This is a genomic window from Caballeronia sp. GACF4, from assembly GCF_023631025.1.
Taxonomy (GTDB): domain Bacteria; phylum Pseudomonadota; class Gammaproteobacteria; order Burkholderiales; family Burkholderiaceae; genus Caballeronia.
The window spans coordinates 849,844-872,128 of the sequence record NZ_JALQDW010000018.1 but is presented as its reverse complement, the minus strand read 5'-3'; the positions used below and the strand labels follow the sequence as shown (position 1 = coordinate 872,128).

17 protein-coding genes and 1 CRISPR repeat array are annotated in these 22,285 nt (G+C 58.0%); of the genes, 11 read left to right on the top strand and 6 right to left on the bottom strand.

Annotated elements, in window-relative coordinates; genetic code table 11:
* Positions 1–354: 354 nt before the first annotated feature.
* The 5 genes from cas3f (at position 355) to cas6f (ending at position 7,026) form a co-directional block, all read left to right on the top strand.
* Positions 355–2,445 (top strand): type I-F CRISPR-associated helicase Cas3f, encoded by a 2,091-nt coding sequence (gene cas3f, locus NCR40_RS19030; protein ID WP_350029309.1) that lies wholly within the window; start codon positions 355–357, stop codon positions 2,443–2,445.
* Positions 2,446–2,905: 460 nt separating this feature from the next.
* Positions 2,906–4,306: a type I-F CRISPR-associated protein Csy1 gene (csy1, locus tag NCR40_RS19025; RefSeq protein WP_250510272.1), complete on the top strand. Its 1,401-nt coding sequence runs from the start codon at positions 2,906–2,908 to the stop codon at positions 4,304–4,306.
* Positions 4,303–5,370, top strand: a complete 1,068-nt coding sequence (gene csy2 / locus NCR40_RS19020) for a type I-F CRISPR-associated protein Csy2 (RefSeq protein ID WP_250510271.1) — start codon at positions 4,303–4,305, stop codon at positions 5,368–5,370. Before csy1 ends, csy2 begins: the two co-directional genes overlap by 4 nt.
* A gap of 67 nt (positions 5,371–5,437) precedes the next feature.
* Complete coding sequence (csy3, locus tag NCR40_RS19015; RefSeq protein ID WP_250510270.1) at positions 5,438–6,454, top strand: type I-F CRISPR-associated protein Csy3; 1,017 nt, start codon at positions 5,438–5,440, stop codon at positions 6,452–6,454.
* A 5-nt stretch (positions 6,455–6,459) separates the two neighbouring features.
* A complete protein-coding gene (gene cas6f / locus NCR40_RS19010; RefSeq protein ID WP_250510269.1) occupies positions 6,460–7,026 on the top strand; it encodes a type I-F CRISPR-associated endoribonuclease Cas6/Csy4 in 567 nt (188 codons plus the stop codon).
* A gap of 131 nt (positions 7,027–7,157) precedes the next feature.
* A CRISPR array of direct repeats spans positions 7,158–8,266; the repeat unit is 28 nt; unit sequence GTTTGCTGCCGCGTAGGCAGCTGAGAAA.
* Between the two features lie 676 nt (positions 8,267–8,942).
* Here the strand turns inward: cas6f and NCR40_RS19005 are convergent.
* Together NCR40_RS19005 and NCR40_RS19000 are read right to left on the bottom strand one after the other, a co-directional pair.
* Positions 8,943–9,275: a hypothetical protein gene (locus tag NCR40_RS19005; RefSeq protein ID WP_250510268.1), complete on the bottom strand. Its 333-nt coding sequence runs from the start codon at positions 9,273–9,275 to the stop codon at positions 8,943–8,945.
* Between the two features lie 55 nt (positions 9,276–9,330).
* Positions 9,331–10,029 carry a M35 family metalloendopeptidase gene (locus NCR40_RS19000; protein WP_250510267.1) on the bottom strand — a complete coding sequence of 233 codons (699 nt, stop codon included), beginning with the start codon at positions 10,027–10,029 and terminating at the stop codon, positions 9,331–9,333.
* A gap of 1,544 nt (positions 10,030–11,573) precedes the next feature.
* Here NCR40_RS19000 and NCR40_RS18995 point away from each other — a divergent pair.
* Positions 11,574–13,025, top strand: coding sequence for an aldehyde dehydrogenase family protein (locus tag NCR40_RS18995; RefSeq protein WP_250510266.1), 1,452 nt, complete (start codon positions 11,574–11,576; stop codon positions 13,023–13,025).
* Between the two features lie 193 nt (positions 13,026–13,218).
* Here NCR40_RS18995 and NCR40_RS18990 read toward each other — a convergent pair whose 3' ends face one another.
* Positions 13,219–13,563 (bottom strand): hypothetical protein, encoded by a 345-nt coding sequence (locus NCR40_RS18990; protein WP_250510265.1) that lies wholly within the window; start codon positions 13,561–13,563, stop codon positions 13,219–13,221.
* Between the two features lie 97 nt (positions 13,564–13,660).
* Positions 13,661–14,605, bottom strand: a complete 945-nt coding sequence (locus tag NCR40_RS18985) for a LysR family transcriptional regulator (protein ID WP_244829679.1) — start codon at positions 14,603–14,605, stop codon at positions 13,661–13,663.
* Positions 14,606–15,043: 438 nt separating this feature from the next.
* Between NCR40_RS18985 and oxlT the strand changes: the two genes are divergently transcribed.
* The 5 genes from oxlT (at position 15,044) to NCR40_RS18960 (ending at position 19,706) form a co-directional block, all read left to right on the top strand.
* The gene (gene oxlT / locus NCR40_RS18980; protein WP_244829241.1) at positions 15,044–16,396 is read left to right on the top strand and encodes an oxalate/formate MFS antiporter; all 1,353 of its coding nucleotides are present in this window, start codon (positions 15,044–15,046) and stop codon (positions 16,394–16,396) included.
* 9 nt (positions 16,397–16,405) lie between these two features.
* Positions 16,406–17,347 (top strand): LysR family transcriptional regulator, encoded by a 942-nt coding sequence (locus NCR40_RS18975; RefSeq protein WP_250467439.1) that lies wholly within the window; start codon positions 16,406–16,408, stop codon positions 17,345–17,347.
* Positions 17,348–17,638: 291 nt separating this feature from the next.
* Positions 17,639–18,652, top strand: coding sequence for a 2-dehydropantoate 2-reductase (locus NCR40_RS18970; protein ID WP_250510264.1), 1,014 nt, complete (start codon positions 17,639–17,641; stop codon positions 18,650–18,652).
* Positions 18,653–18,763: 111 nt separating this feature from the next.
* The gene (locus tag NCR40_RS18965; RefSeq protein WP_244829244.1) at positions 18,764–18,985 is read left to right on the top strand and encodes a hypothetical protein; all 222 of its coding nucleotides are present in this window, start codon (positions 18,764–18,766) and stop codon (positions 18,983–18,985) included.
* Complete coding sequence (locus tag NCR40_RS18960) at positions 18,975–19,706, top strand: GntR family transcriptional regulator (RefSeq protein WP_244829245.1); 732 nt, start codon at positions 18,975–18,977, stop codon at positions 19,704–19,706. Before NCR40_RS18965 ends, NCR40_RS18960 begins: the two co-directional genes overlap by 11 nt.
* A 203-nt stretch (positions 19,707–19,909) precedes the next feature.
* Here the strand turns inward: NCR40_RS18960 and sucD are convergent, their stop codons facing one another.
* Together sucD and sucC are read right to left on the bottom strand one after the other, a co-directional pair.
* Positions 19,910–20,782: a succinate--CoA ligase subunit alpha gene (gene sucD, locus NCR40_RS18955; protein ID WP_250510263.1), complete on the bottom strand. Its 873-nt coding sequence runs from the start codon at positions 20,780–20,782 to the stop codon at positions 19,910–19,912.
* A 14-nt stretch (positions 20,783–20,796) separates the two neighbouring features.
* The gene (sucC, locus tag NCR40_RS18950; RefSeq protein WP_250510262.1) at positions 20,797–21,996 is read right to left on the bottom strand and encodes an ADP-forming succinate--CoA ligase subunit beta; all 1,200 of its coding nucleotides are present in this window, start codon (positions 21,994–21,996) and stop codon (positions 20,797–20,799) included.
* Between the last annotated feature and the right edge of the window lie 289 nt (positions 21,997–22,285).

Sequence of the window (22,285 nt, the reverse complement as noted above, 5' to 3'; positions counted from 1 at the left end):
ATCTTGAAGCCGCGCAGCTTGAGCAAATCGAGCGGCCCCGCGCCGACCTGCGCTTTGAGGTCGTACTGCAGAGGAAACCATTATCGTCACGAATGGGTATCGGTACGCTTGTTTCAGGCCTTTGTCGGCGATACGCGCGACGATGCCGACTGGTTGAGCCGCCTCTCATGCTGCGCCGACAAAGACATCGATCCGAAGACATTTCAGGCGCAATGGCTCGACGGCTTGCTGCGCGACGAACTGGATGAACTGAGTGCCCAGGATTGCAAGCCTTTTGCGACGCTGCCGCCGCTGGCGCAAACCGTTGCCTGGCTGATACTGACGCATCACAGATTGCCATGCTGGCCTGTGGAGATGACACATGGCAGCGTCGCCGACGATGTCGATGACCCGAAACTCGGCATGCGCTGTGCGTTTGCAATTGGTCTGCGAACGCTTACGCTTCAGACCGGCCGAAGTTATCAGCGCGACCTCGGTTTGAACGACGAGCACCTGGCGATCAAGGTGGGTGGCATCGCCAGTCGAGCCTTGTTCGATTACTGGGAAGCTCGAGCAGAAGCCACCGGATCTGCGTCGTCCCAGGCACTGCTCAATGAAGACGGGCAGGTGCTTTTCGAGGGCAACGATCATCATCCGCTGCTGCAGCGACTTACCGACGACCCGAAGGTGCGTTCCCTGATCGCCGCGCCAATGCTTGTTTGCACCGTCGATCATTTGACGCCCGCGACCGAGAGCTTGCGAGGCGGACGCCAGATTGCACCGATGCTGCGCCTGATGACGAGCGATCTGGTGCTCGACGAACCCGACGATTTCGACATGGCCGATCTTCCGGCGCTGACCCGGCTCGTGCATTGGGCCGGAATGCTTGGCGCTCGGGTCTTGCTGTCTTCGGCGACGTTGCCGCCCGATCTCGTTCATGGATTGTTTCTGGCTTATTTGGACGGTCGAAGTCATCACCAGCGCAATCGCGGAGAGGGGCCGGCCGAGTTGCCGCGCGTGGCGTGTCTTTGGGTCGATGAGTTCGCACAATCTCATGCCGATTGTGCCGATGGCGAGACGTTCGCTCAAGCGCACGATGCCTTCGTGCGCAAACGCTCGGCGCAACTCGCCAAAGCCGAAGTGCGACGACGCGCGCAGTTGATCGCGCTTCCGCTGCAAACATGGCGAACCATGCAGGAGCGGGATCGTCGCGATGCGTTTGCGGCACTCGTTTTGCAGTCTGCGTGGAGCTTGCATCGGGATGAGCAGAATCACGATGTCGATGCAACGACCGGCAAGCGCGTGAGTTTTGGCCTTATCCGAATGGCCAATATCAAGCCGTTGTTCGATGTTGCCCGGGCGATGTATCGGCAAGGCACGCCAGCATCCGGTGTGCGTGTTCACTTGTGCGTGTATCACTCGCAGTTTGCGTTGCTGGCGCGATCGCATATCGAACAGCAACTGGATTCGGTGTTCGATCGTCGGGCGCAGGGAGGCGGCGGGAATCCTGCGTTGCGGCATCCATCGGTGCGCGCGCTGCTCGATGCGCATCCTGAGGAAGATCATCTGTTTATCGTGCTGGCGTCGCCGGTGTGCGAGGTCGGGCGCGATTGGGACGCTGACTGGGCAATTGCCGAACCGTCGTCGATCCGTTCGCTGATCCAGCTTGCGGGGCGCGTGCGGCGGCATCGGGCGGGGGCGGTGGCGCGGGCGAATATCGCTGTGCTCGACACGAATCTTCGGTACTTCGAGCGACGTAATCAGAAGCTGGACGCGGTGTTCAGCAAGCCGGGGTTCGAGATGTCAGGCGGCGTTTCTCGGGAGTCGGGCGAATCGGCCTATTTCTTCCATTTGCAAACGCACTTCTTGAGCGAGTTGTTGCCGCTGCCTAAAGGCAGTCATTCGTGGCCGATCGATGCTCGGCCGCGCATTTGTCGCGCCGACAAGTTGAAGCCTTCCAAGAGCCTGATCGACCTGGAGCATGGCCGAATGCGCGACACGATGCGGCCGCGCGATGCGAGCAGCATGTCACGTACGCGCATATCGCACGATGCCACGCGGCATTGGCACGCCACGGACGACGAGCGCGTTCGAATCTGGTTGACGGGTGTGCTGCCGCAGATGCAGCGCTTTCGTCATGATCCACTGCGACGCGAAGATATCGCGTTGCTGCCTTCGGAGGACGAGGATGAGTTGCGGTTGCATCGGGTTATCGGTCGGCGGGAGCGAGGGAACGCGCCGTATGTCGATATTCACCACAAGTTCAAGCAGATAGCTGATTCCGAGTTAGTCGGCCCGGGGATTGGTTCGTGGTGTCATGTCGAATTGATGGACCTATTACGGCAATGGGCGGACGCGCACGGACAGAGCGCGTTGGCTAGCGCGGAGAGGGTTGCTACGGTTAGCTTGCATGAATCGCAGAATGGGTGGTGGTTTCACTCGGTGCTGGGGTTTAGGGAGGAGTGAGGCTTTGCTGCCTGTTCGGCAGGAAATTTGATTTACTTAGGTCGTCGAATATTTCTCAGCTACCTGTTCGGCAAGACCGACCAAACGATATCACGTCGATCCCTTAATTTAAGATTTTTCAAGTCGCGTGGTGCTTCTAAAACCGTTACTTACGTCTTAGAATAGGCGCATCAATTCCTGACGTGCATCTGCGCCAACTTCCCGCGTTCGGATTGGGTCATCCAATTCAAAGATCATTTTTTAGGAATGCGTATGTCGGGAAGGATAAAAAGTTAGATCTATCTTGCAGCAGTATTGCAGCTGACTTTATGCAACCGTCTGCCAAAGAATCTGCAAAACATCAACATAAGGCATTTCATTGATGACGACGAGAAAGCGTTGGCATGCAAGGCTCAACTTTCATTGCTTCAACTTTGAAATCAAATTCTCTTTACTATGGCAATCGAAATGAGGAACACCTATGTCGGATAAAAATGCGCCGGCAGTACATGGAAGCTACCGCGCAGCAATTGACGCCTTCTTGCATGACCGTCTCCAAGCCAAACTCGACAAGCTTCCCCTCGATGATGCGAAGCGATCGAAATTGATCGCCGAGTATCAGCGCGGCCCGTGGCTCGAGAGCGCGGCGACGCGTGTAAAGCACATACAGGCCGTCACCCACTCACTGAAACCCATCCACTCTGACGCGCGTGGCACTAGCCTCTTCGTGAGGCCGTCCGATTTGCCTACGCTCGAAGTACTCGGTAGCCACGCGCTGGGCAGTCGCTTCGACATGGACGTAGTAGGTACCTCAGCCTCACTCGACGTTTTCACGCTTCTAAGGCTGGAAGTCAACGGACGCAGCCTGCTTCAGGCGCTTATCGCTAAGGATACGGAAGCCTTAAAGGCACTCAATGACGATCCTGCAAAAGCGTGCATCTTGCGCGATGACCTTATAAGTCTCACAGCTGAACGCAAAGGTGGAGTCAGCTCGCACGTTTGCGCCAAGCAGTTGTATTGGCTCACAGGCGACGATGCCAACGACGATGCTCAATATCAGCTGATCGCGCCGCTGTATCCGACCTCGCTAGCTCAACGTGTGTACGAGGAAGTGCAAGACGCTCGTTTTGGCGAACCCAACAAGTTGGCGCGTCAGGCGCGTCGCGGTGGCTTACGGCACGACAGTGTCTATCGTGAATACCGTGCATTGGCCGTGCAGAAATTAGGCGGCGGCAACTCCCAGAATTTATCTAAACTAAACAGCGAACGCGGAGGAAAAAACTATCTGTTGTCTTCATTGGCGCCAATTTGGAAAGCCCGACGCAACATTCTTCCATTACGTACAGAATCGATCTTCGAACGATCTTTCGGCGCACGTCGCTCAGTGCGTGCTGCCGTTCGAAGATTTCAAGAGCACCTGTCGAGCGGCCGTCCGAACAACATGCACTTCCGTGACCGCACCGATCAGTTGTGGGAAAGAATCGTCGATGAACTCGTCGTCCACGCTGGAGAACTATTGTTCCAGCCAGCAGGCTGGACGCGGGACACAGCGTTCGAAAAGCTCGTCGAAGAGGAACAGCTTTGGCTAGATCCGCTACGCGCAGAGCTTCCGGAAGAAGCAGACTTTCGTGACCGCTGGCTGAAAATGGACTGGCCGGAAAAAATTGGCAGTCGCTTCGCCAATTGGCTCAATAGAGAGTTGCAGGACAAGTTGCTTGACGTTGGGTCTGACGAGGCTCGCGAGTGGCGCCGAAGATTGGAGGAGGGAGGCAGTATATGGGAGCAACACGTGCCCGAATTGCGCGATCGGCTCAATGCGATAAACAAGACCTTGCTTCGCAAAACGCATGGCGAACTGACACAGGGACTTGAGCGAGCATGAAGCACATTACTATGCCTAACGCCACCAAGGCGCTGCTCGTGTTACCTCATTTGCACGTGCAAAATGCCAACGCCATCTCTGGCGCTTTCACGCACGGTTTTCCGTCGATCACTGCATTCACCGGGCTGATGTGGGCTTTGCAACGCAAGCTAACCGCCGACGGCATTCCACTACGACTGCAACAAGTTGGCGTGATCTGTCATCGATACGACGAGCAGGTGACGGATGACTACATCAAGAAGTTCCGTCTAACGCGGAATCCCGTAGGCAGTAATGGCCAGCCGCGTGGGATCGTCGAGGAAGGACGAATGCACCTGGACATCACATTGGTGTTTCAGGTTTCAATCGACGACGCTATCGCTTCGTCGATACTGGACCATGAAAAGCAATATGCCGAATGGGCCGATAAAGTTGGAGACATCGTGTCGCGCATGCGGGTCGCTGGCGGAACGTTGCTGCCGGTCGGTCCCATGCCCGGATGGCGTACCAAACCCTGGATGGCCGAGCTCGCGGATAGCCACGACAAACGGGCGCGCGATTTCGCCCGATGGCGCCGTCAGTGGCTTCCGGGCTACGCGCTTATCGGCCGCGACGATATTTTGAAGAACCGCCACGACGCGTTGCGCGAAAAGCACCCTGACGCCAGCTTGATCGATGCCTGGCTGCATGCTGCTCGATTCAATTATCAGCCCATGCCGGAAAAAGAAGCGGCCGATGACGCTGCATCGTCCACCGCACCCAAGCGCGTGCGTTGGGCCGATCCCGACAGACAAAAGGGCGAAGGCTGGACCGTGCCAATACCCGTGGGCTACGCCGCGCTCACTAAACCGTATCCGGCGGGCAGCGTCGAAAACGTGCGCGATCCGTCCATTCCCTGCGTATTCGTAGAGACGGTGTACTCAATCGGTCAGTGGATCAGCCCGCATCGGCTGAATAGTCTGGATGATTTGCTTTGGCGAGCGGAAACCAATACGGAGATCGGCTTGTATCGCTGTCGTAGCGGTTACGTACACGATCGTTCCGACACCGAGTTGGACGATGACGAGGAATACGAGTTTGATTGATCGCGGCGACCTTTCGCGTCCGTCGTGGTGTCTTTTGTTTTTATCTTGATTAGGAATATATAAAAAGATGTCTGAGAAAATTGCTACTGCTTCTGTCCTCGCTTTTGAACGTAAGCTGGATCCGTCCGATGCGGTCTTCCACTCTGGCCGTTGGGATGAACGCGACAACGGATCGAAATGGTCGCCAGTTCGTATCCGCGTGAAATCGGTTCGTGGGACGATCTCGAATCGGCTCAAGGCAAAGGGCGGTGATGCAGCCAAATTGGATGCAGCCGTCAATCATGCAAACCTGCAGACCGTGGACGTTGCCACGCTGCCGGCCGATGCCGACACGCTCCGAGTCACTTTCTCGTTGCGCGTTCTGTCGGGCACGGGCATGCCTTCGGCTTGTAATAACGCAGCGTATAGAGTGCGGCTTCAAAACGTGGTGAATGATTATGTCGCCAAGCATGACTTTACTGAGTTGGCTAATCGCTACGCCGCGAATCTGGCAAACGGACGCTTCCTTTGGCGTAACCGCATAGGTGCGGAAAGCGTGGCGGTCGAAGTATCGCGTCAAAAGAACGGCGAGTGCGTACAGAAGCTCACGTTCGATGCGTTGTCGCTTGGCTTGCGCACGATGGATCAATTCGATTCGAATGTGACGGCGCTAGGCGGACTTATTGCCGACGGGCTTGCGGGTAGAACCCATGTGCTTCTGCGCGTGACCGCGTATGTGCGTCTTGGCTTTGGTCAGGAAGTATTTCCGTCTCAAGAGCTGATTCTGGAGAAAACGGAAAAGAGCAAGACGCTTTATCACGTGGAGAACGTCGCGGCTATTCACTCGCAAAAAATCGGCAATGCCTTGCGAACGATCGATACTTGGCATGAGAACGCGCTGGAATCTGGCCCGATTGCGGTCGAGCCTTATGGGTCGGTCACGACTCAGGGCACGGCGTATCGCCATCCGAAGCTGAAGCCGACGCAAGACTTCTACAACCTCCTCGATGACTGGTTGCTCAAGGACAAGATGCCGGCGGTCGAGCAGCAGCACTTCGTCATGGCCGTTCTGATTCGCGGCGGTGTTTTTGGCGATGCGAACTGACGGCCATGACGACTCACTATATCGACATCACGTTACGGCCCGATCCGGAGTTTAGCCGTGTGCATCTGCTTGGCGCTTTGGTGGCGAAACTGCACCGCGCGTTGGTGGAGTTTCGTGCGGACGACATCGGGATTAGCTTTCCGCAATACAGTTTGAGCCCGCGTTTTCTGGGCGATGTGTTGCGCCTGCATGGCGACGAATCGCGATTGCAGGAGCTGATGGCACGCGGTTGGATGCAGGGTATGCGGGATCATGTGAAGCTGACGGACGTTATGCGCGTTCCGTCGGGGGCGATGCATCGCGTCATACAGCGGCGTCAATTTAAAACCAATGTCGAGCGGATGCGTCGGCGTCGAATGCGACGCAAGGGCGAGACCGAAGCGCAGGCCGCTGCGGCGATTCCGGATACGGTCGAGCGTCGGCCTGATTTGCCTTACGTGCATTTACGTAGCGCGAGTACAGGGCAGCCGTTCTGTTTGTTTGTCGATCAGAAGGGCGAGGTGGCTGCGAGCGTGCCGGGGACGTTTAATAGTTATGGGTTGAGTTCCGGAGCAACTGTGCCGTGGTTCTAAACCCTTTTTTTGGAGCGCTGGTTTGTTGATTGGGAAATCAATGAGTTAGCGACGGAGGGAGAATTTGGGTTGATTTGGCGAGAACGGCGTCTTTTGTTGAGTAATCAAGGGGATGGCGTTTGAGTCGGCTAGTTTGCTGCCGCGTAGGCAGCTGAGAAAATCTGGCACGCATGCACATAATCCGCGACGATGTTTGCTGCCGCGTAGGCAGCTGAGAAAGGCAAGCCTCGGCACGGAAATCCTTTCTTTCTGTTTGCTGCCGCGTAGGCAGCTGAGAAACGTGACCGATAGCCCGGCGAGTCTCGGGACCGGTTTGCTGCCGCGTAGGCAGCTGAGAAAAGGCGTTCCATGCCTACATGGAGACGATCGCCGTTTGCTGCCGCGTAGGCAGCTGAGAAAAGACGGATTTGAAAGAGTACGTCTATAGGGCCGTTTGCTGCCGCGTAGGCAGCTGAGAAAGGAACGAGCACGATCGCGACAAGCCAGACCATGTTTGCTGCCGCGTAGGCAGCTGAGAAATTATGCGGAAAGCGCAGCATGATCGACTCAACGTTTGCTGCCGCGTAGGCAGCTGAGAAATGTTACTGCGGCCACTCGCTCTGACACGGGATGTTTGCTGCCGCGTAGGCAGCTGAGAAAACGTCACGAAGTTCGACACAATGAACGCGCGAGTTTGCTGCCGCGTAGGCAGCTGAGAAATGATTTCGCGACCTTTGCAGAAGGATCAAAATGTTTGCTGCCGCGTAGGCAGCTGAGAAAAGCTTTCGCGATGTCGGATCAAAGCTCATATCGTTTGCTGCCGCGTAGGCAGCTGAGAAAAGAAGACCTCGCTAGAGTAACGGGAAAGAAGCGTTTGCTGCCGCGTAGGCAGCTGAGAAAACGAAAGGCCTCGGCGCATTGAAGCGCCGATTGTTTGCTGCCGCGTAGGCAGCTGAGAAAATGACTTCACGCTGTCCGAACTCGGCGCGGTAGTTTGCTGCCGCGTAGGCAGCTGAGAAATTTGCCTGCCGCGCTGAAAGGTTGGCATGGACGTTTGCTGCCGCGTAGGCAGCTGAGAAATGCATGCGGGCGATGTCAGCAATGACGCTAGTGTTTGCTGCCGTGTAGGCAGCTGAGAAATACCTGTGAGCGCATCGTATCGGTCCAGCAAAGTTTGCTGCCGTGTAGGCAGCTGAGAAAAGACATTGCGCTTGCACACGATGCACGCAACGAGTTTGCTGACGCGTAGGCAGCTGAGAAAGCGTAGAGGAAGCGATGGCCGATATTGCCGCCGTTTGCTTACACGCGATCTTTCTCAGCTGCCTACGCGGCAGCAAACAATGATTATCTCGCCAAGCGGCAGCGCGCTTATTTCTCAGCTGCCTACGCGGCATGTCCGCATTTTTAATCGCCTTATTTAGGTTGGCCTTCCTCGTGCGAACACGTTCCTCGTTTGCTGCTGCGTAGGCAGCTGAGAAAGCATAAATTGGGAATGGTTCGGTTCCCATGTACATAACGCGGGGTGTTAAACGTACTCTCCATCGAGCGTTACCATGGTGTCCACAAATGCGTTGCTTCGTGAATGATCGTAGATACTCTAGAGTCGCCATAAGCGTTCCAATCCCGCATTACGCAGAACGCCTTACTTACGGCAAAAGTGCGTGTTCTAGTATCCGGCGCGCAAACGTGCGCTGCCTTGCCGCGCGATGTCTATCGCCGCCTGACAAATAAAGCAAAAATGCCCCGCAAGCGGCGTTGAACGATACGATCTTGCCATCGGGACATTGAGATCATCGAAACCGAAACGGAGGGCATCGTTGAACTCCGCAACTAGACCAACGGGCGGGCCTGGAAGAAGACGAAGCAGGATCGCAATAGAGAAGCCCGCTCGAAAGCGGGCTTGAGTGGACCTGGGCTTCTACACCGCTGGCAAAAGTTTAACCGCAAGGGTTTTCGCCGGGTAGAAACTCGATGAGCAATCGATCGCGCTCTGAAGAAGGAACTGTTGCTTCTCCCTTCAACTGCTCAACATCTCTGTTTAGCCTTGCGTCCGATACACCTAGTTGCCGTAGATATGCGATTGCAGAGTCTACTCGCATGTTCGCAATTGCACGTGCGCTTGGCCGATCAGCCTCGATGAAGCCATAGACAACAACGGCTCCATTTCTAGCAGCGCTATTCTTCGAGTCAATGAAGAGCTTCGCTATTTCCACGCGATCAAGATTAGAGATAGTCGCGTCGTTCGGTTCAATCTTGGCGGCATATTGCATCGAGAAACTGCAAGCGTTTGCGTTCTCAGTGTGCAAAAATAAGCCAAACATAATGCTACTCGTCAGCGCTGCAAACGTACCACGCAATATTATCCGCATTTTTAATCGCCATGTTTGGTTCTTCAATTGCGAGTCTCCGTGCCATGAATTGACCATAGTAGATAGATTTATAATCAACAGCTGCAAAGGTATCTTCGAAATGCGAGCATTCGTGTACGAGAGTAAGCTGCATCGAGTCTCTTCTGCTTTTTGTTACCTGTGGCAGCGTGCAAAATTTCTTGTGAATGGCAATGGTATGCGTAGCCGTGTCGGGTGAGCAAACATGCGCTACTACCCCGTCAGGGGCATTGATATTTGGCACGCAACCCAACACCTTTTCGGCTTCCGGGTCGGGACGAATAAAATTTTTTGGCCGCAATCCATTCATAACCCCGCTTAAGGCATTTAATTTTTTGACTAGTTCTTGCCGCATCGCCTCGTCCGTGCTGCCCAAGTAGGCCTTGACTCGAGCTTGCTCTTTGGCCCAAAGCGTAGATAAGGCCAGCACTCGAAGATCGATAAGTTTGAGCGCGTCATCCCGCAATCTCATCATCAATTGCCGAAATTCGGCGTTCGTCATGTTAGGGCAGATGGGCGTCGTATTGACAAAAACATCAACCGTCGAACCTTCTACCGTGTTTGTCATCGCTTCGCCGACCGTGAACCATTCTGGATGATTCCCTCCACCCGGTGGCATGCCGTAAGTACTTTCCATTCCTTCTATCCTTTTTTCAACTCGCGACGCTTTTGCATTGCTTTTTTAATGCCGACGGTTTGCCTTGTGCGTCCTTGGTCCCGTCCAGCGTCAAACCCGAAGCCGTATGTCGGCGATATCGCACGCCGCACAACGGTTGAACAGTTTCGCTCACGTTGAACGACCTGCTGGTTATAGATGACTGACGGCCTGAACAGACCGTCATGTTGCTTGTTGCTGAATGTCCTGCCGCACTGCCGCTGCTGTCTTCAATAAGAATGCCGGCATTACTTCCCGCATCACGCTATCCATGTCGCACGGGCACCGCACGCGGTTCCCGTTCAGCACGCTTGCGCGCACGTTCAACGTGAGAGTGTGACCGCTACCGTGTATGTTGAACCGGAGTTCGCATATCCCACACGTAGCCTCTCTAAATGAAGGGCTACTCGTTTCCCTTGATCGAAAGTTGTCGAGATAATGGCGAGTACCATGTCGCCCGTGGTAGTCCTATCAGCGTGTCGTACGGAAAATTTGTCATAGCTGTACGTCGAGTTGGATTGAGCCGGGTTTGCTTGTCTTGATGCGTTGAGTTCGCCCAACTGTGTCCGTGGTTCCCTCAAAGAAGGCCCCGGAACCGGTACGCACGCGATAGCGTACATTCGCGAGGGGTTCGCCTGTCGCATGGTCGCGCAACGTGAATGTTTCGTCATAGTTTAAGGCGGCGGACGACTTCGCGAAGCCGCTTGACACAGCGACCTCGGCCGACGCGGGGCGCGCTTCGCTATCGTCAATGATCCTGTGCCGACGGCCGTAGACCGAAAAGATAGTAGGCATGGTCGCACATTTACACGCTACATGATCGCCGTCTACAGCCTGAAGTCTGCCGAGAATGTTCGTGCGTCGATGCCGCCTAAGCCGTGCGCCTTCGACAATCGTTCCCTCTGTGCCGCATGCGGCACAGAAAGCAAAGTCGCCGATACGTGCCGCAGTTCGGAGTCGGCCGCTTTGATCCGCGATCCTGAAAGGGGCGGCCCCTCGAATGACATAACTGTCTTTGTGACTGCTAAGTGGATCGCCTTCTACCGCAGCATAATAAATAGTCATGCCGTGCTCTCAGGTCGTTAGCGCGCACAGATACTTAGTTTTGCCGTCTTGTGAGCTCACGTTTTATCTCCGTCCAAGGTTAAATGTCCTATGACGGTATCGCGAAATAGTTCGATGGAGCATTGATATTTGTAAAATCAATCTTGCAATGAGAGCGTTGCTAAGAGGCAGCGAGTGCGCAGCCGACCGAGAAAACTTAAGTTTGCCGACGCTTAGGCTTAGAAGTCGACCGGGAGCTGCAGCCTAGTGCAGAAGTTGTCTGCCGCCGCGTAACCAACCGCCAAATAAGCCCGACTGAAAAGCCATCACCCAAACCCCTCCGCCCGCTCGCCCAAGCCGCCAAAGAAACCCGAAACCACCCACCCATACACCCCACCCTATACAAACGATAAGAATGTTTTTCTATCGACAACGCCGTAAGTGCCCCACCATGACACGATTCGATAAAAGCGGAGACGATCATGGCAAGCACCACGGATTTGAAGCGCTACGAACTGCTGATCGGCGGCGAGTTCGTCCGGCCCGGCGGCGCGGAATACTCGACGAATCTCGATCCCGCCACTGAAGAGCCGATCGCCTACGTCGCGCAAGGCACCGCCGCCGATGTCGATCGAGCCGTGATCGCCGCCCGCGCAGCGCTCAAGCCATGGAACGCCATTCGCGCGGCGAATCGCGGGCGCATTCTGATGAAGCTCGCCGACCTCCTGCGCCAAAATCAGGACGAACTCGCCGCGCTCGAAAGTCTAGACGGCGGCAAACCGATCGCGGCCGTGCATCGGCAAGACGTGCCCGCCGCCATCGACACGCTGACCTACTACGCCGGCTGGTGCGACAAAATCAACGGCCAGGTCGTCCCCGCGCGACCCGACGCGCTCACCTACACCGTGCGCGAGCCGGTCGGCGTCGTCGCGGCCATCGTGCCGTGGAATTTTCCGCTGATGATCGGCATGTGGAAGATCGCGCCCGCGCTCGCCTGCGGCTGCACGCTGATCGTCAAGCCCGCCGAAATCACGCCGCTCTCCGCGCTGATGATCGGGCGGCTCGCGCTCGAAGCCGGCGTGCCGCCCGGCGTGCTCAATATCGTGACGGGCAAGGGTTCGGTCGTCGGCGATGCGCTCGTCGCGCATGCAGGCATCGACAAAGTGACGTTCACGGGATCGCCATCGGTGGGACGCGGCATCCTGCAAGGCGCGGCAGGCAACTTCAAACGCGTCACGCTAGAGCTGGGCGGCAAATCCGCCAACGTTATTTTCGGGGATGCCAACATCGACGGCGCCGTGCGCGCGGCCGCCTCGGGCATCTTCTTCAACGCAGGGCAGGTGTGTTCGGCGGGCTCGCGCATCCTGGCGCAACGCACGGTCTACGACGAAGTGGTCGAGCGCCTCGCCGAGCGCGCGCGCACCATCAAGCTCGGCGATCCGTCGAAGCGCGAAACCAACATGGGCCCCGTGATCTCCGCCAAGCAGATGCAGAGCGTGCTGAATTACGTGGACATCGGCAAGGAGGAGGGCGCGTCGCTCGTGACGGGCGGACGGCGCGTCGGCGAGCGCGGTTACTTCGTCGAGCCGACCGTATTTGCGAACGTCGAACACGAGATGCGCATCTCGCAGGAAGAAATCTTCGGACCGGTCGCAAGCGTGATTCCCTTCGATGACGAAGCCGACGCGCTACGCATCGCGAACGGCACGCTGTATAGCCTCGCGGCGGGCGTGTGGAGCGCGGATATCGGACGCGTGCATCGCATGGCGGCGGGGCTCAAGGCGGGCACGGTGTGGATCAACACTTACGGCTATACGGATGTGCGCTTGCCCTGGGGCGGCTCCGGCGATTCCGGCTTCGGCCGTGAACACGGCGATGTCGCCATCGAAAACTTTACGGAGCCCAAGGCGGTTTGGGTTTCATTGACGCCTTGATACGGGCTTTTTTTCAATGAGCGGCAGCTTTGAATGTAGGCTGCTGCTTGTTTCTGTAGAAAGCGCGTTCGTGTTCGGATTGCGGCACCTGCACAACCGAATGCCGAAAAGGCGGCCCGCACTAATGCCGGTCCGCCTTTCCGAAAACCATGAAAGCGCGTTCAACGTCTCATACGAATACCGAAGCCGAGAATCAAGCTCGCACCTCTTTTCCTTCGTCATCCCGCGCACGCCAAAGCCGCGCGCGCTGCGTGCTGTCTTCATACTGCACGGTGTTTTGGCGGCACGCTTCGAGTGTCGAATTCTTCCGCTCGACAATTGCGCCGCAAAGAAACTCCGCGCTATAAGCCTTCAAAAGATGCGGCGAATGCGTCGCGATATATTGGGCGATCTTTCCGTAATCGCTTTCGGTCGAAGCGAGCGCGCGGTATGTATCGGCATCCCAACGGAACATCAGGTCGAGCTCTTCGAATGCAGTATTGAAAGCGCACACTTGCGCCTGAACTTCGCGGTCGTCGCTTAAGGTCGCATGACTCATGTTCGTCTCCTGTATGGCCGTGGGGCTTCCAAGCAGGATAGAGAACTCGAACCATTTACGAAAATTAAACTTTCTTCGCGTTTATATTTTGGATGACTTATACATCGGGTTTACCGGTACTCGCGACAATATGCGTAATCGCTTCGATTTGAGCCGCGCCTTCATCGACAAGAAATTGCTTGAATGCCAATGCAACCGGAGGCAAACGCTTGTTGTTGCGATGAACGACAAACCAGTTGAGCATGACGGGAAAACCCTTGATATCCAGCACCGCGAGTTTGCCAACTTGCAGTTCCATGCTGATGGTGTGAGCAGACAAAAAGCTCACGCCCATGCCCGCAATGACAGCCTGCTTGATGGTTTCCGTGCTGGTTATCTCCATTGCCACATTCAGATTGGCGAGCCGGCCGGCAAAGCCTTCTTCCATAGAATTCCATGTGTCGGAACCGCGCTCACGAACGATAAACGGTTCATCCGCAAGCGCTTCGAGCGGCACGTCCTTGAGCCCGACCAGCGGATGATCCGGCGGCGCAACGATCACATACGGGTGCGGCGCGAAAGAGATATTCACCGTGTCCATATCGCGCGGCGGCCGCACCATGACGGCCAAGTCGGTGAGATTATCAGTCAGTTGATGCAGCAGTTCCTCGCGATTATGAACCGCAAGATTGAGGCGGACATCCGTATTACGTTTGGTGAATGCCGCAAGCAAGCGCGGAAAGAAGTAGTCGCCCGCGCTAATGACCGCCACGTTGAGCGTACCGCCCGAAACCCCTTTGAGCCGCGCCATGGCGTCATCGGCTTCGCGGAATTGTTCGAGGATCGCGCGGCTGTGATGAAGCATCTCGTTGCCGGCGGTCGTGAGATAAATCTTTTTGCCGAGTTGCTCGAAAAGCGGCATGCCCGCATGTTCTTCGAGCTGCTTGACCTGAGTGGAAACAGCCGGCTGAGTGAGATAAAGCTCTTCGGCCGCGCGGGAAAAGCTCAACCGGCGTGCAACCGTTTCGAAGATTTTGAGTTGACGCAGGGTAGCATTACGCAGCACGGCGGGCCCTCATCCATTCACGATACTGAATTTATACAATAATTTTTTCTAACTTTCCTTAATCGTTTATATCCCCCACGATGCTTTCACGTCCTGCCAGTCTGTAAGACTTTCAAGGGCGAAGCGCACGGCCCCCACGGCGCGGCATCTTTAGCACCCAGCCAAAAAACGAAGCCTGCAAAGGCCGCATCAACCATCCAGCTCTATTGGGAATCGCTCGAAATGATTCTTCGATCGCCTGACGCGGATGCTTGCCCGATGTTCTCATCCATCGCCTTGTTCGATACGCGTTGCCACGCCCACGCCCGCGTCGCGTTACCCGAGCACTTTCCCTGACCGACCGCCACGCCGCCGACGCGCATATCGATGCACTCGCGCCGGCATCTCGTTGTAAATCAAGCGCCGCACGAGCGCGAATGAATAACGGAGACAGACATGGCAAGCGCAGACACGGTTGTGTCCGGGCAACCGCACGGGCGTCATCACAACAGGTGGGTTCAGTTGACGATCGGTATCCTGTGCATGGGACTCGTCGCCAACCTTCAATATGCATGGACGCTGTTCGTCGTACCGATGGATGCCAAGCACCATTGGGGCCAAGCGGCGATCCAGACCGCCTTCACCATCTTCATCGTCACCGAAACCTGGCTCGTGCCCGTCGAAGGCTGGCTCGTCGATAAGTTCGGGCCCCGGCCCGTCGTCATAGGCGGCTCGATCTGCGCGGCCATCGGCTGGTGCATCGATGCGCATGCGACCAGCCTCATGCATCTCTACATCGCGGCCGTGGTGGCGGGCGTGGGCGCGGGCTGCGTGTACGGCACGTGCGTGGGCACGGCGCTCAAGTGGTTCCCGGACAAGCGCGGCCTTGCGGCGGGTTTGACGGCCGCTGGTTTCGGCGCGGGCGCGGCGGTCACGGTCATCCCCATCTCCAACATGATTCAGAGTGCGGGCTACGAGCACGCGTTCATGTTCTTCGGCATCTTCCAGGGCGTGTGCATCTTCCTGCTCGCGCTCATGCTGATTCGTCCGAAGCCGCCCTTGAACGTAGTTCCGGCCAAGCGCGTGGTGTCCACGAAAATCGACTACACCACCGGGCAGATGGTGCGTGCGCCGCTCTTCTGGGTGCTGTACCTGATGTTCGTGTTCGTCGCGGCGGGCGGCGTGATCGCCACGGCGCAGTTCGGCCCGATTGCCAAGGAATACGGCTTCGCGAAGATGCCCGTGAATATCCTCGGCGTGACCTTGCCGCTGCTTGCGATGACGCTGTCCATCGACAACCTGTGCAACGGTTTCACACGGCCTTTGTGCGGCTTCATTTCGGACAAGATCGGCCGCGAGAACACCATGTTCATCATCTTTCTGGGCGAAGGCGTAGCGCTGCTCGGGTTGATGCAGTTCGGCCACAACCCGTACATGTTCATGCTGTTCGCCGCGCTCACGTTCCTGTGCTGGGGCGAGATATTCTCGATTTTCCCCGCCACTTGCGCGGATACTTTCGGCAGCAAATACGCGGCGGCCAACGCGGGCACGCTTTACACGGCAAAAGGCACGGCGTCGATGCTGGTGCCGCTTGCCTCGGTGCTCGCGTCGATCGGTTCGTGGAACGCGGTCTTCATCACGGCGGCGATCACGTCGATTGCAGCGGGCCTGTGCGCTAAGTTCGTGCTCGCGCCGATGCGCAAACGCTGGATCGAAAACACGGTCGCCGAAACGGCCGCGGATTCGTCGATCAACGCGTCGTTTCAGGCGGGCTGGAGCGACGCGCCGCGCAAACCGTCGGTGCAGTGAGCGAGCGGCATGCGCGATCGTCGAGATGAAATCGCGCCGCCGCTTTGCGTATCGCTGCATCAGTTGCGGTTGTTCGTCACGCTCGCGCGGCATCGCAGTTTCACCCGCGCGGGCGATGAATTCGGTATCACGCAGTCGGCGGTCAGCCGAAGCATCCGCGAACTCGAGGATGAACTCGCGCTGCGGCTTTTCGACCGCACGACGCGTCAGGTCGCGCTCACCGATACCGGGCGTACGCTGCTCGGGCGCATCGCGCCGCTCGTCGAGGAACTCGAAGCGACGCTGCGGCCGCGCACCGCGAACGAAGCCGAACCGGGCGTCGTCAATCTTGCCAGCAGTTGCAGCCTGACCGCGAGCGTGTTGCCTGCGTTGCTCGGCTCGTGTCATGAGCGGCATCCGGGAATTGCGGTCACGGTGATGGACCGGCCGCAGAACGCCGTGCTGCAACTGGTGCGTTCGGGCGAAGCGGACATGGGGCTCGTGATCGCGCCCGGGAGTCTCGACGAACTCGTTGCGGAACCGCTTTTCGACGACGACCTCGTTGCCGTCGTCAACGTGTCGAGCCCGCTTGGCGATGCGGACTATATCGACTGGACGCAACTGCGCGCTTCGCCACTTCTCCTCCTCGATGACGACACCGGCAGCCTCGATGCCATAGAAGGCGCGCTTGCGCGTCACGCGGTGACGGGCGCCTTGCGTCAGCGTCTCGCGCAGCCGATTGCCGTCGCGCGAATGGCGCAGGCGGGACTTGGCATCGGCGTCTTGCCGATGCATGCGCGGATGGCTTGCGAGACCATCGGCGTGCGGTTCGTGCCGCTTGCGCCGCGGGCCGTGCGAACGGTGATGCTCGTGCGGCGGCGCGGGCATGCGTTGCGGGCGAATGCAGCGCATGTGTGGTCGCATGTTGCGGCGTCTTCGTCGCGGAGTTCGATGGCGTTTCAGGCTGCGTGAATCCGCGCGAACGCCGCGCAGGCGTAGTCATACGTCGAGTGCTATGCATCGTCACCCGGCGGTGCGCAGAACCTTAGTCGTCGCTATCGAACTGTTTCTGTTTGACGGTCACGCGGCGCGCGCGCTTAATTCCCTTAGCAGGCTCTCCCTAAACGACACGACACAAACGCGCTCCTTGTGCGGGTTTCCGCTCGTCCGAAACCGCGCGATTCGCCTTGTCGCTCCCCATCATGGAATGTAGTATCTTGTATATCAGAAGCTGATCCGCATACAACCTCAGGAGACGAAATCATGAAAATCTGCGTGTATGGCGCCGGTGCGATCGGTGCATATATGGGCGCGCAACTCGCGCGGGCTGGAGCGGACGTCAGCTTCGTGGCGCGCGGGCCGCATCTCGCGGCAATGCAAGCGAACGGCGTGAAGCTTCAGATCGATGACGAGGAACACGTCGTCAAAGTCCGCTGCACGAACAATCCCGCCGAACTCGGCCCGCAAGATTTCGTGATCATCGCGCTGAAGGCGCATTCGGTGCCGGGCGTCGTCGATCTCATTCCGCCGCTCCTTGGACCCGATACGGCGATCATCACCGCCGTCAATGGCCTGCCTTACTGGTACTTCTACGAGCATGGCGGCGAACTCGCTGGAACGACGCTGCAAAGCATCGACCCAGGCGGGCGGCAGTGGAGCGTGTTCGGACCTGAGCGCGCAATCGGCTGCGTGCTGCTGCCGGCGGCGGAGATCGCGGAGCCGGGCGTCATCAAGCATGTGTACGGCAAGAAGTTTCCCATCGGCGAACCGAGCGGCGAGATCACCCCGCGCCTGCAGGCGCTGCACGACATCATGGCCGCCGCCGACATGGAAGCGCCGATGCGCGACAACATCCGCGATGAAATCTGGCTCAAGCTCTGGGGCAACCTGTGTTTCAACCCGATCAGCGCGCTCACGCATGCGACGCTCGACGTGCTGACGAGCGACCCCGGCACGCGCGCGCTTTCCAAAGCGATGATGCTGGAAGCAAAAGCAATCGGCGACAAGATCGGCGTCAACTTTCGCGTCGATGTGGAGCGGCGCATCAATGGCGCGGGCGCGGTGGGCGCGCACAAGACATCGATGCTCATGGACTGCGAAGCCGGCCGCCCGATGGAGATCGATCCGCTCATCACCGTCGTGCAGGAAATCGGGCGCCTCGTGAAAGTCGAGACACCGATGATCGATGCCATTCTCGCATTGATCAAGCTGCGCGAAGGCGTGAACCAAGGCACGGCCAAGGCTTTACCGCCCCCGCAAACGCAGAAAGCCGCCTAAACTGCATCCAGGAAGCCGGCGTTGTTTCTGATATACAAGATGCAAAATATGTTGAAATGTATTGCAACGCAACATATACTGAGAGCTCTTGAAGATTAACCGGAGCCTGAAATGAGCATCGCCTTGTTGGTTGTCATCGGATTCGCGCTGGTTGCCGTGGGTGTGGGCGTTACGTTTATGATTGCGTCGGCAGTGCCGCAGGACATGCTGCAGCGCGCACAGGATCACGGTCGGTTTGCCGGTCTCGCGGCGGACGACCAGAACGGCGGTTCGGGCAAGCGTGTCGATGCTTCCCGCCCGCACATGGGAACTCAAGTCATCAATGCCATCTGATACTCAATCTGTAGACCGGCCGGACGTTCGCCCAAGCGGCCTTACGCTGTCGCTCGAGCCGATCAATGCCACGGTTTCGCTGCGCGATCAGGCGTACGCGAAGCTGCGGCAGGCAATAGCGGAAGCGGACATCTACCGTTCGCGGGAAGAGATCCGTCTCGACGAAAAAGAACTGACCGAAGCACTGGGCGTAAGCCGCACGCCCATTCGCGAAGCCATGACGCTGCTGGAGCAGGAAGGCTTTCTGCGAACCGTGCCGCGTCGCGGCGTGTATATCTTGCGCAAGACCAAGCGCGAGATCGTCGAGATGATCCACATGTGGGCGGCGCTGGAAAGCATGGCGGCGCGCCTTGCCACGCAGCGCGCGTCGGACGAGGAAATCGCGCAGTTGCGCCATATGTTCGACAACTTCCGCGACGCCACGCCGGCGGAGCACATCGACGAATATTCGGAAGCGAATATCGCGTTTCATCAGGCTATCGTGCGGCTGTCGAAGTCGCAGATCATCTTCGACACGATCAAGAACATCTTCGTGCACGTGCGCGCCATTCGCAAGATGACGATCTCGCAGAGCGACCGCGCGTCGCGCTCGATCGTCGATCACATGCGGATTATCGAGGCGCTCGAGAAGCGCGACACGGAACTGGTCGAGCGGCTGGTGAAGCAGCATTCGCTGGATCTCGCCGCGTTCGTCGAGGCAAATTGCGACTTTCTCGATTGAGTCCGAACTGAAAGCTGGCAGGCAGGTTGAGAAAGGCCGCGTGACGATTGAACGTCACGCGGCTTTTTTTTATCCTTCCAGCCGAGACTGCGTTACCCGTTTCCGGTGGCTCGCGCGCGTCTGCACGCTGACAAGTTTGACGACGGCTGTCCGACTATCTTGCCGCGCCGGGGGAGCCACTCAATTCCTCATGGCGCCCTTGCTCACCGCATCGCGTGAAGCATCGTTTCACCGAGCGCGGCGGGGGAATCGGCGACATGAATGCCCGCTGACTTCATTGCGTCGATCTTCGCGCTTGCCGTGCCCGAGCCGCCCGAAATAATCGCGCCCGCGTGCCCCATGCGGCGTCCCGGCGGCGCGCTCGTGCCGGCGATAAACCCGACCACCGGCTTCTTCGTGTTCGCGTCCTTCAGAAACTGCGCGGCTTCTTCCTCCGCCGATCCACCGATCTCGCCGATCATGATGATGCCTTCAGTCGCGTCGTCTTCGAGAAAGAGCGCGAGGCAATCGATGAAATTAGTTCCATTCACCGGATCGCCGCCAATGCCGATGCAGGTCGTCTGCCCGAGCCCCGCAGCGGTGGTCTGCGCGACGGCTTCATAAGTGAGCGTGCCCGAGCGCGACACCACGCCTATTTTCCCCGGCCGATGAATATGCCCCGGCATGATGCCGATCTTGCATTGCCCAGGCGTGATGACGCCTGGACAATTCGGCCCGATGAGCCGGCTGCGCGAGCCGGTGAGCGCGCGCTTCACGCGCAGCATGTCGAGCACCGGAATGCCTTCGGTGATACAGACGATGAACGGCACCTCCGCGTCGATGGCTTCGAGGATGGCATCGGCGGCGAAGGGCGGCGGTACGTAGATGACGGATGCATCCGCGCCGGTTTTCGCGACCGCGTCGGCGACGGTATCGAACACGGGCAGGCCGAGATGCGTCGTGCCGCCCTTGCCCGGCGTCACGCCGCCAACCATGCGCGTGCCGTACGCAATCGCCTGCTCGGAATGGAACGTGCCCTGCGCGCCGGTGAAGCCTTGGCAAATGACCTTGGTATTGCTATCGATCAGAACGCTCATTGTCGGCTTCCTCGTCAGTGATGGGCAGCGGCGACGGCGCCGACGATCTTGTCGGCGGCATCGGCGAGATTTTCAGCGGGGATGATGGTGAGGCCGGAGTTGCGCAGAATCTCGCGGCCCGCGTCGACGTTCGTGCCGGCAAGGCGCACGACGAGCGGCACGCGCAGGTCGATCTCGCGCGCGGCCGCGACCACGCCTTCCGCGATCACGTCGCAGCGCATGATGCCGCCGAAGATGTTGACGAGAATGCCTTGCACTTTGGGGTCGCGCAGAATCAGCTTGAACGCGGTCGCGACGCGTTCCTGGGTCGCGCCGCCGCCCACGTCGAGGAAGTTGGCGGGCTCGCCGCCGTAGAGCTTGATGATGTCCATGGTCGCCATGGCGAGGCCCGCGCCGTTCACCATGCAGCCGATGTTGCCGTCGAGCTTCACGTAATTGAGGCCGTGTTTCGCGGCTTCGATTTCGGCGGCATCTTCCTCGTCTTCGTCGCGCAATGCTTCGATATCGGGATGCCGATACAAAGCGTTGTCGTCGAAATTGAGCTTGGCATCGAGCGCGATGACATCGCCGGAACCGGTGACGACGAGCGGATTCACTTCCACAATGGAGGCATCCAGATCGACGAACGCCTGATAAAGCGCCGCGATGAACTTCGATGCCGCCGCCACTTGCTTGCCGCTCAAGCCTAGCCCGAACGCGACTTCGCGTGTGTGAAACGGCTGGAGACCCGTCGCCGGATCGATCGACACCTTGAGAATTTTCTCCGGCGTGCGATGCGCCACTTCCTCGATCTCCATTCCGCCTTCGGTCGACGCCATGATCGTGATGCGCGACGTGGCGCGATCCACCAGCATGCCGAGATAGAGCTCGCGTGCGATGTCGCAGCCTTCCTCGATATAAAGCCGCTTCACTTCCTTACCCGCAGCGCCGGTTTGCTTGGTCACGAGCACCGACGCGAGCATCTGCTGCGCGTTTTCTTGCACCTCGTCGACAGATTTGACGACGCGCACGCCGCCTTTGCCGTCGGGATCGTTGGCGAAGCGGCCCGCGCCGCGTCCGCCCGCATGAATCTGCGATTTCACGACCCAGACCGGGCCGCCGAGGGCGCGCGCCGCGTTGGCCGCATCGAGCGCGGAGAAGGCAACCTGGCCTTGCGGTACGGCGACGCCGTACTTCCGCAGCAGCGCCTTCGCCTGATATTCGTGGATATTCATCGTGTCTCCAAGTCGTCGGTTCTCTGAGCGCAACCGGGCTTCAGCGACTGCGACGGTGCGCTGAAATATGATATATCACATATCAAGACAACATTTCACGCTGTTTTGTTGATGCTCTGCAGCACGAAATGTGCGCTTAAGATGCTGCGAAAGCGCTAATAAGCGATGACGCATCGCATCACAGGGTTTTCGCCATCGCTCGACACTTGACTAATACTGTGTGTGGAATATTGTATATCACAGCAACCGGACGGCAGCGCGACGTCACGGAAGCCTTGAACACAACCCC

Bases quoted from the DNA above. Each gene is read 5' to 3' on its own strand.
- cas3f (WP_350029309.1), top strand. From the start codon at position 355: ATGACACATGGCAGCGTCGCCGACGATGTCGATGACCCGAAACTCGGC.
- csy1 (WP_250510272.1), top strand. From the start codon at position 2,906: ATGTCGGATAAAAATGCGCCGGCAGTACATGGAAGCTACCGCGCAGCA.
- csy2 (WP_250510271.1), top strand. From the start codon at position 4,303: ATGAAGCACATTACTATGCCTAACGCCACCAAGGCGCTGCTCGTGTTA.
- csy3 (WP_250510270.1), top strand. From the start codon at position 5,438: ATGTCTGAGAAAATTGCTACTGCTTCTGTCCTCGCTTTTGAACGTAAG.
- cas6f (WP_250510269.1), top strand. From the start codon at position 6,460: ATGACGACTCACTATATCGACATCACGTTACGGCCCGATCCGGAGTTT.
- NCR40_RS19005 (WP_250510268.1), bottom strand. From the start codon at position 9,275: ATGCAATATGCCGCCAAGATTGAACCGAACGACGCGACTATCTCTAAT.
- NCR40_RS19000 (WP_250510267.1), bottom strand. From the start codon at position 10,029: ATGGAAAGTACTTACGGCATGCCACCGGGTGGAGGGAATCATCCAGAA.
- NCR40_RS18995 (WP_250510266.1), top strand. From the start codon at position 11,574: ATGGCAAGCACCACGGATTTGAAGCGCTACGAACTGCTGATCGGCGGC.
- NCR40_RS18990 (WP_250510265.1), bottom strand. From the start codon at position 13,563: ATGAGTCATGCGACCTTAAGCGACGACCGCGAAGTTCAGGCGCAAGTG.
- oxlT (WP_244829241.1), top strand. From the start codon at position 15,044: ATGGCAAGCGCAGACACGGTTGTGTCCGGGCAACCGCACGGGCGTCAT.
- NCR40_RS18975 (WP_250467439.1), top strand. From the start codon at position 16,406: ATGCGCGATCGTCGAGATGAAATCGCGCCGCCGCTTTGCGTATCGCTG.
- NCR40_RS18970 (WP_250510264.1), top strand. From the start codon at position 17,639: ATGAAAATCTGCGTGTATGGCGCCGGTGCGATCGGTGCATATATGGGC.
- NCR40_RS18965 (WP_244829244.1), top strand. From the start codon at position 18,764: ATGAGCATCGCCTTGTTGGTTGTCATCGGATTCGCGCTGGTTGCCGTG.
- NCR40_RS18960 (WP_244829245.1), top strand. From the start codon at position 18,975: ATGCCATCTGATACTCAATCTGTAGACCGGCCGGACGTTCGCCCAAGC.
- sucD (WP_250510263.1), bottom strand. From the start codon at position 20,782: ATGAGCGTTCTGATCGATAGCAATACCAAGGTCATTTGCCAAGGCTTC.
- sucC (WP_250510262.1), bottom strand. From the start codon at position 21,996: ATGAATATCCACGAATATCAGGCGAAGGCGCTGCTGCGGAAGTACGGC.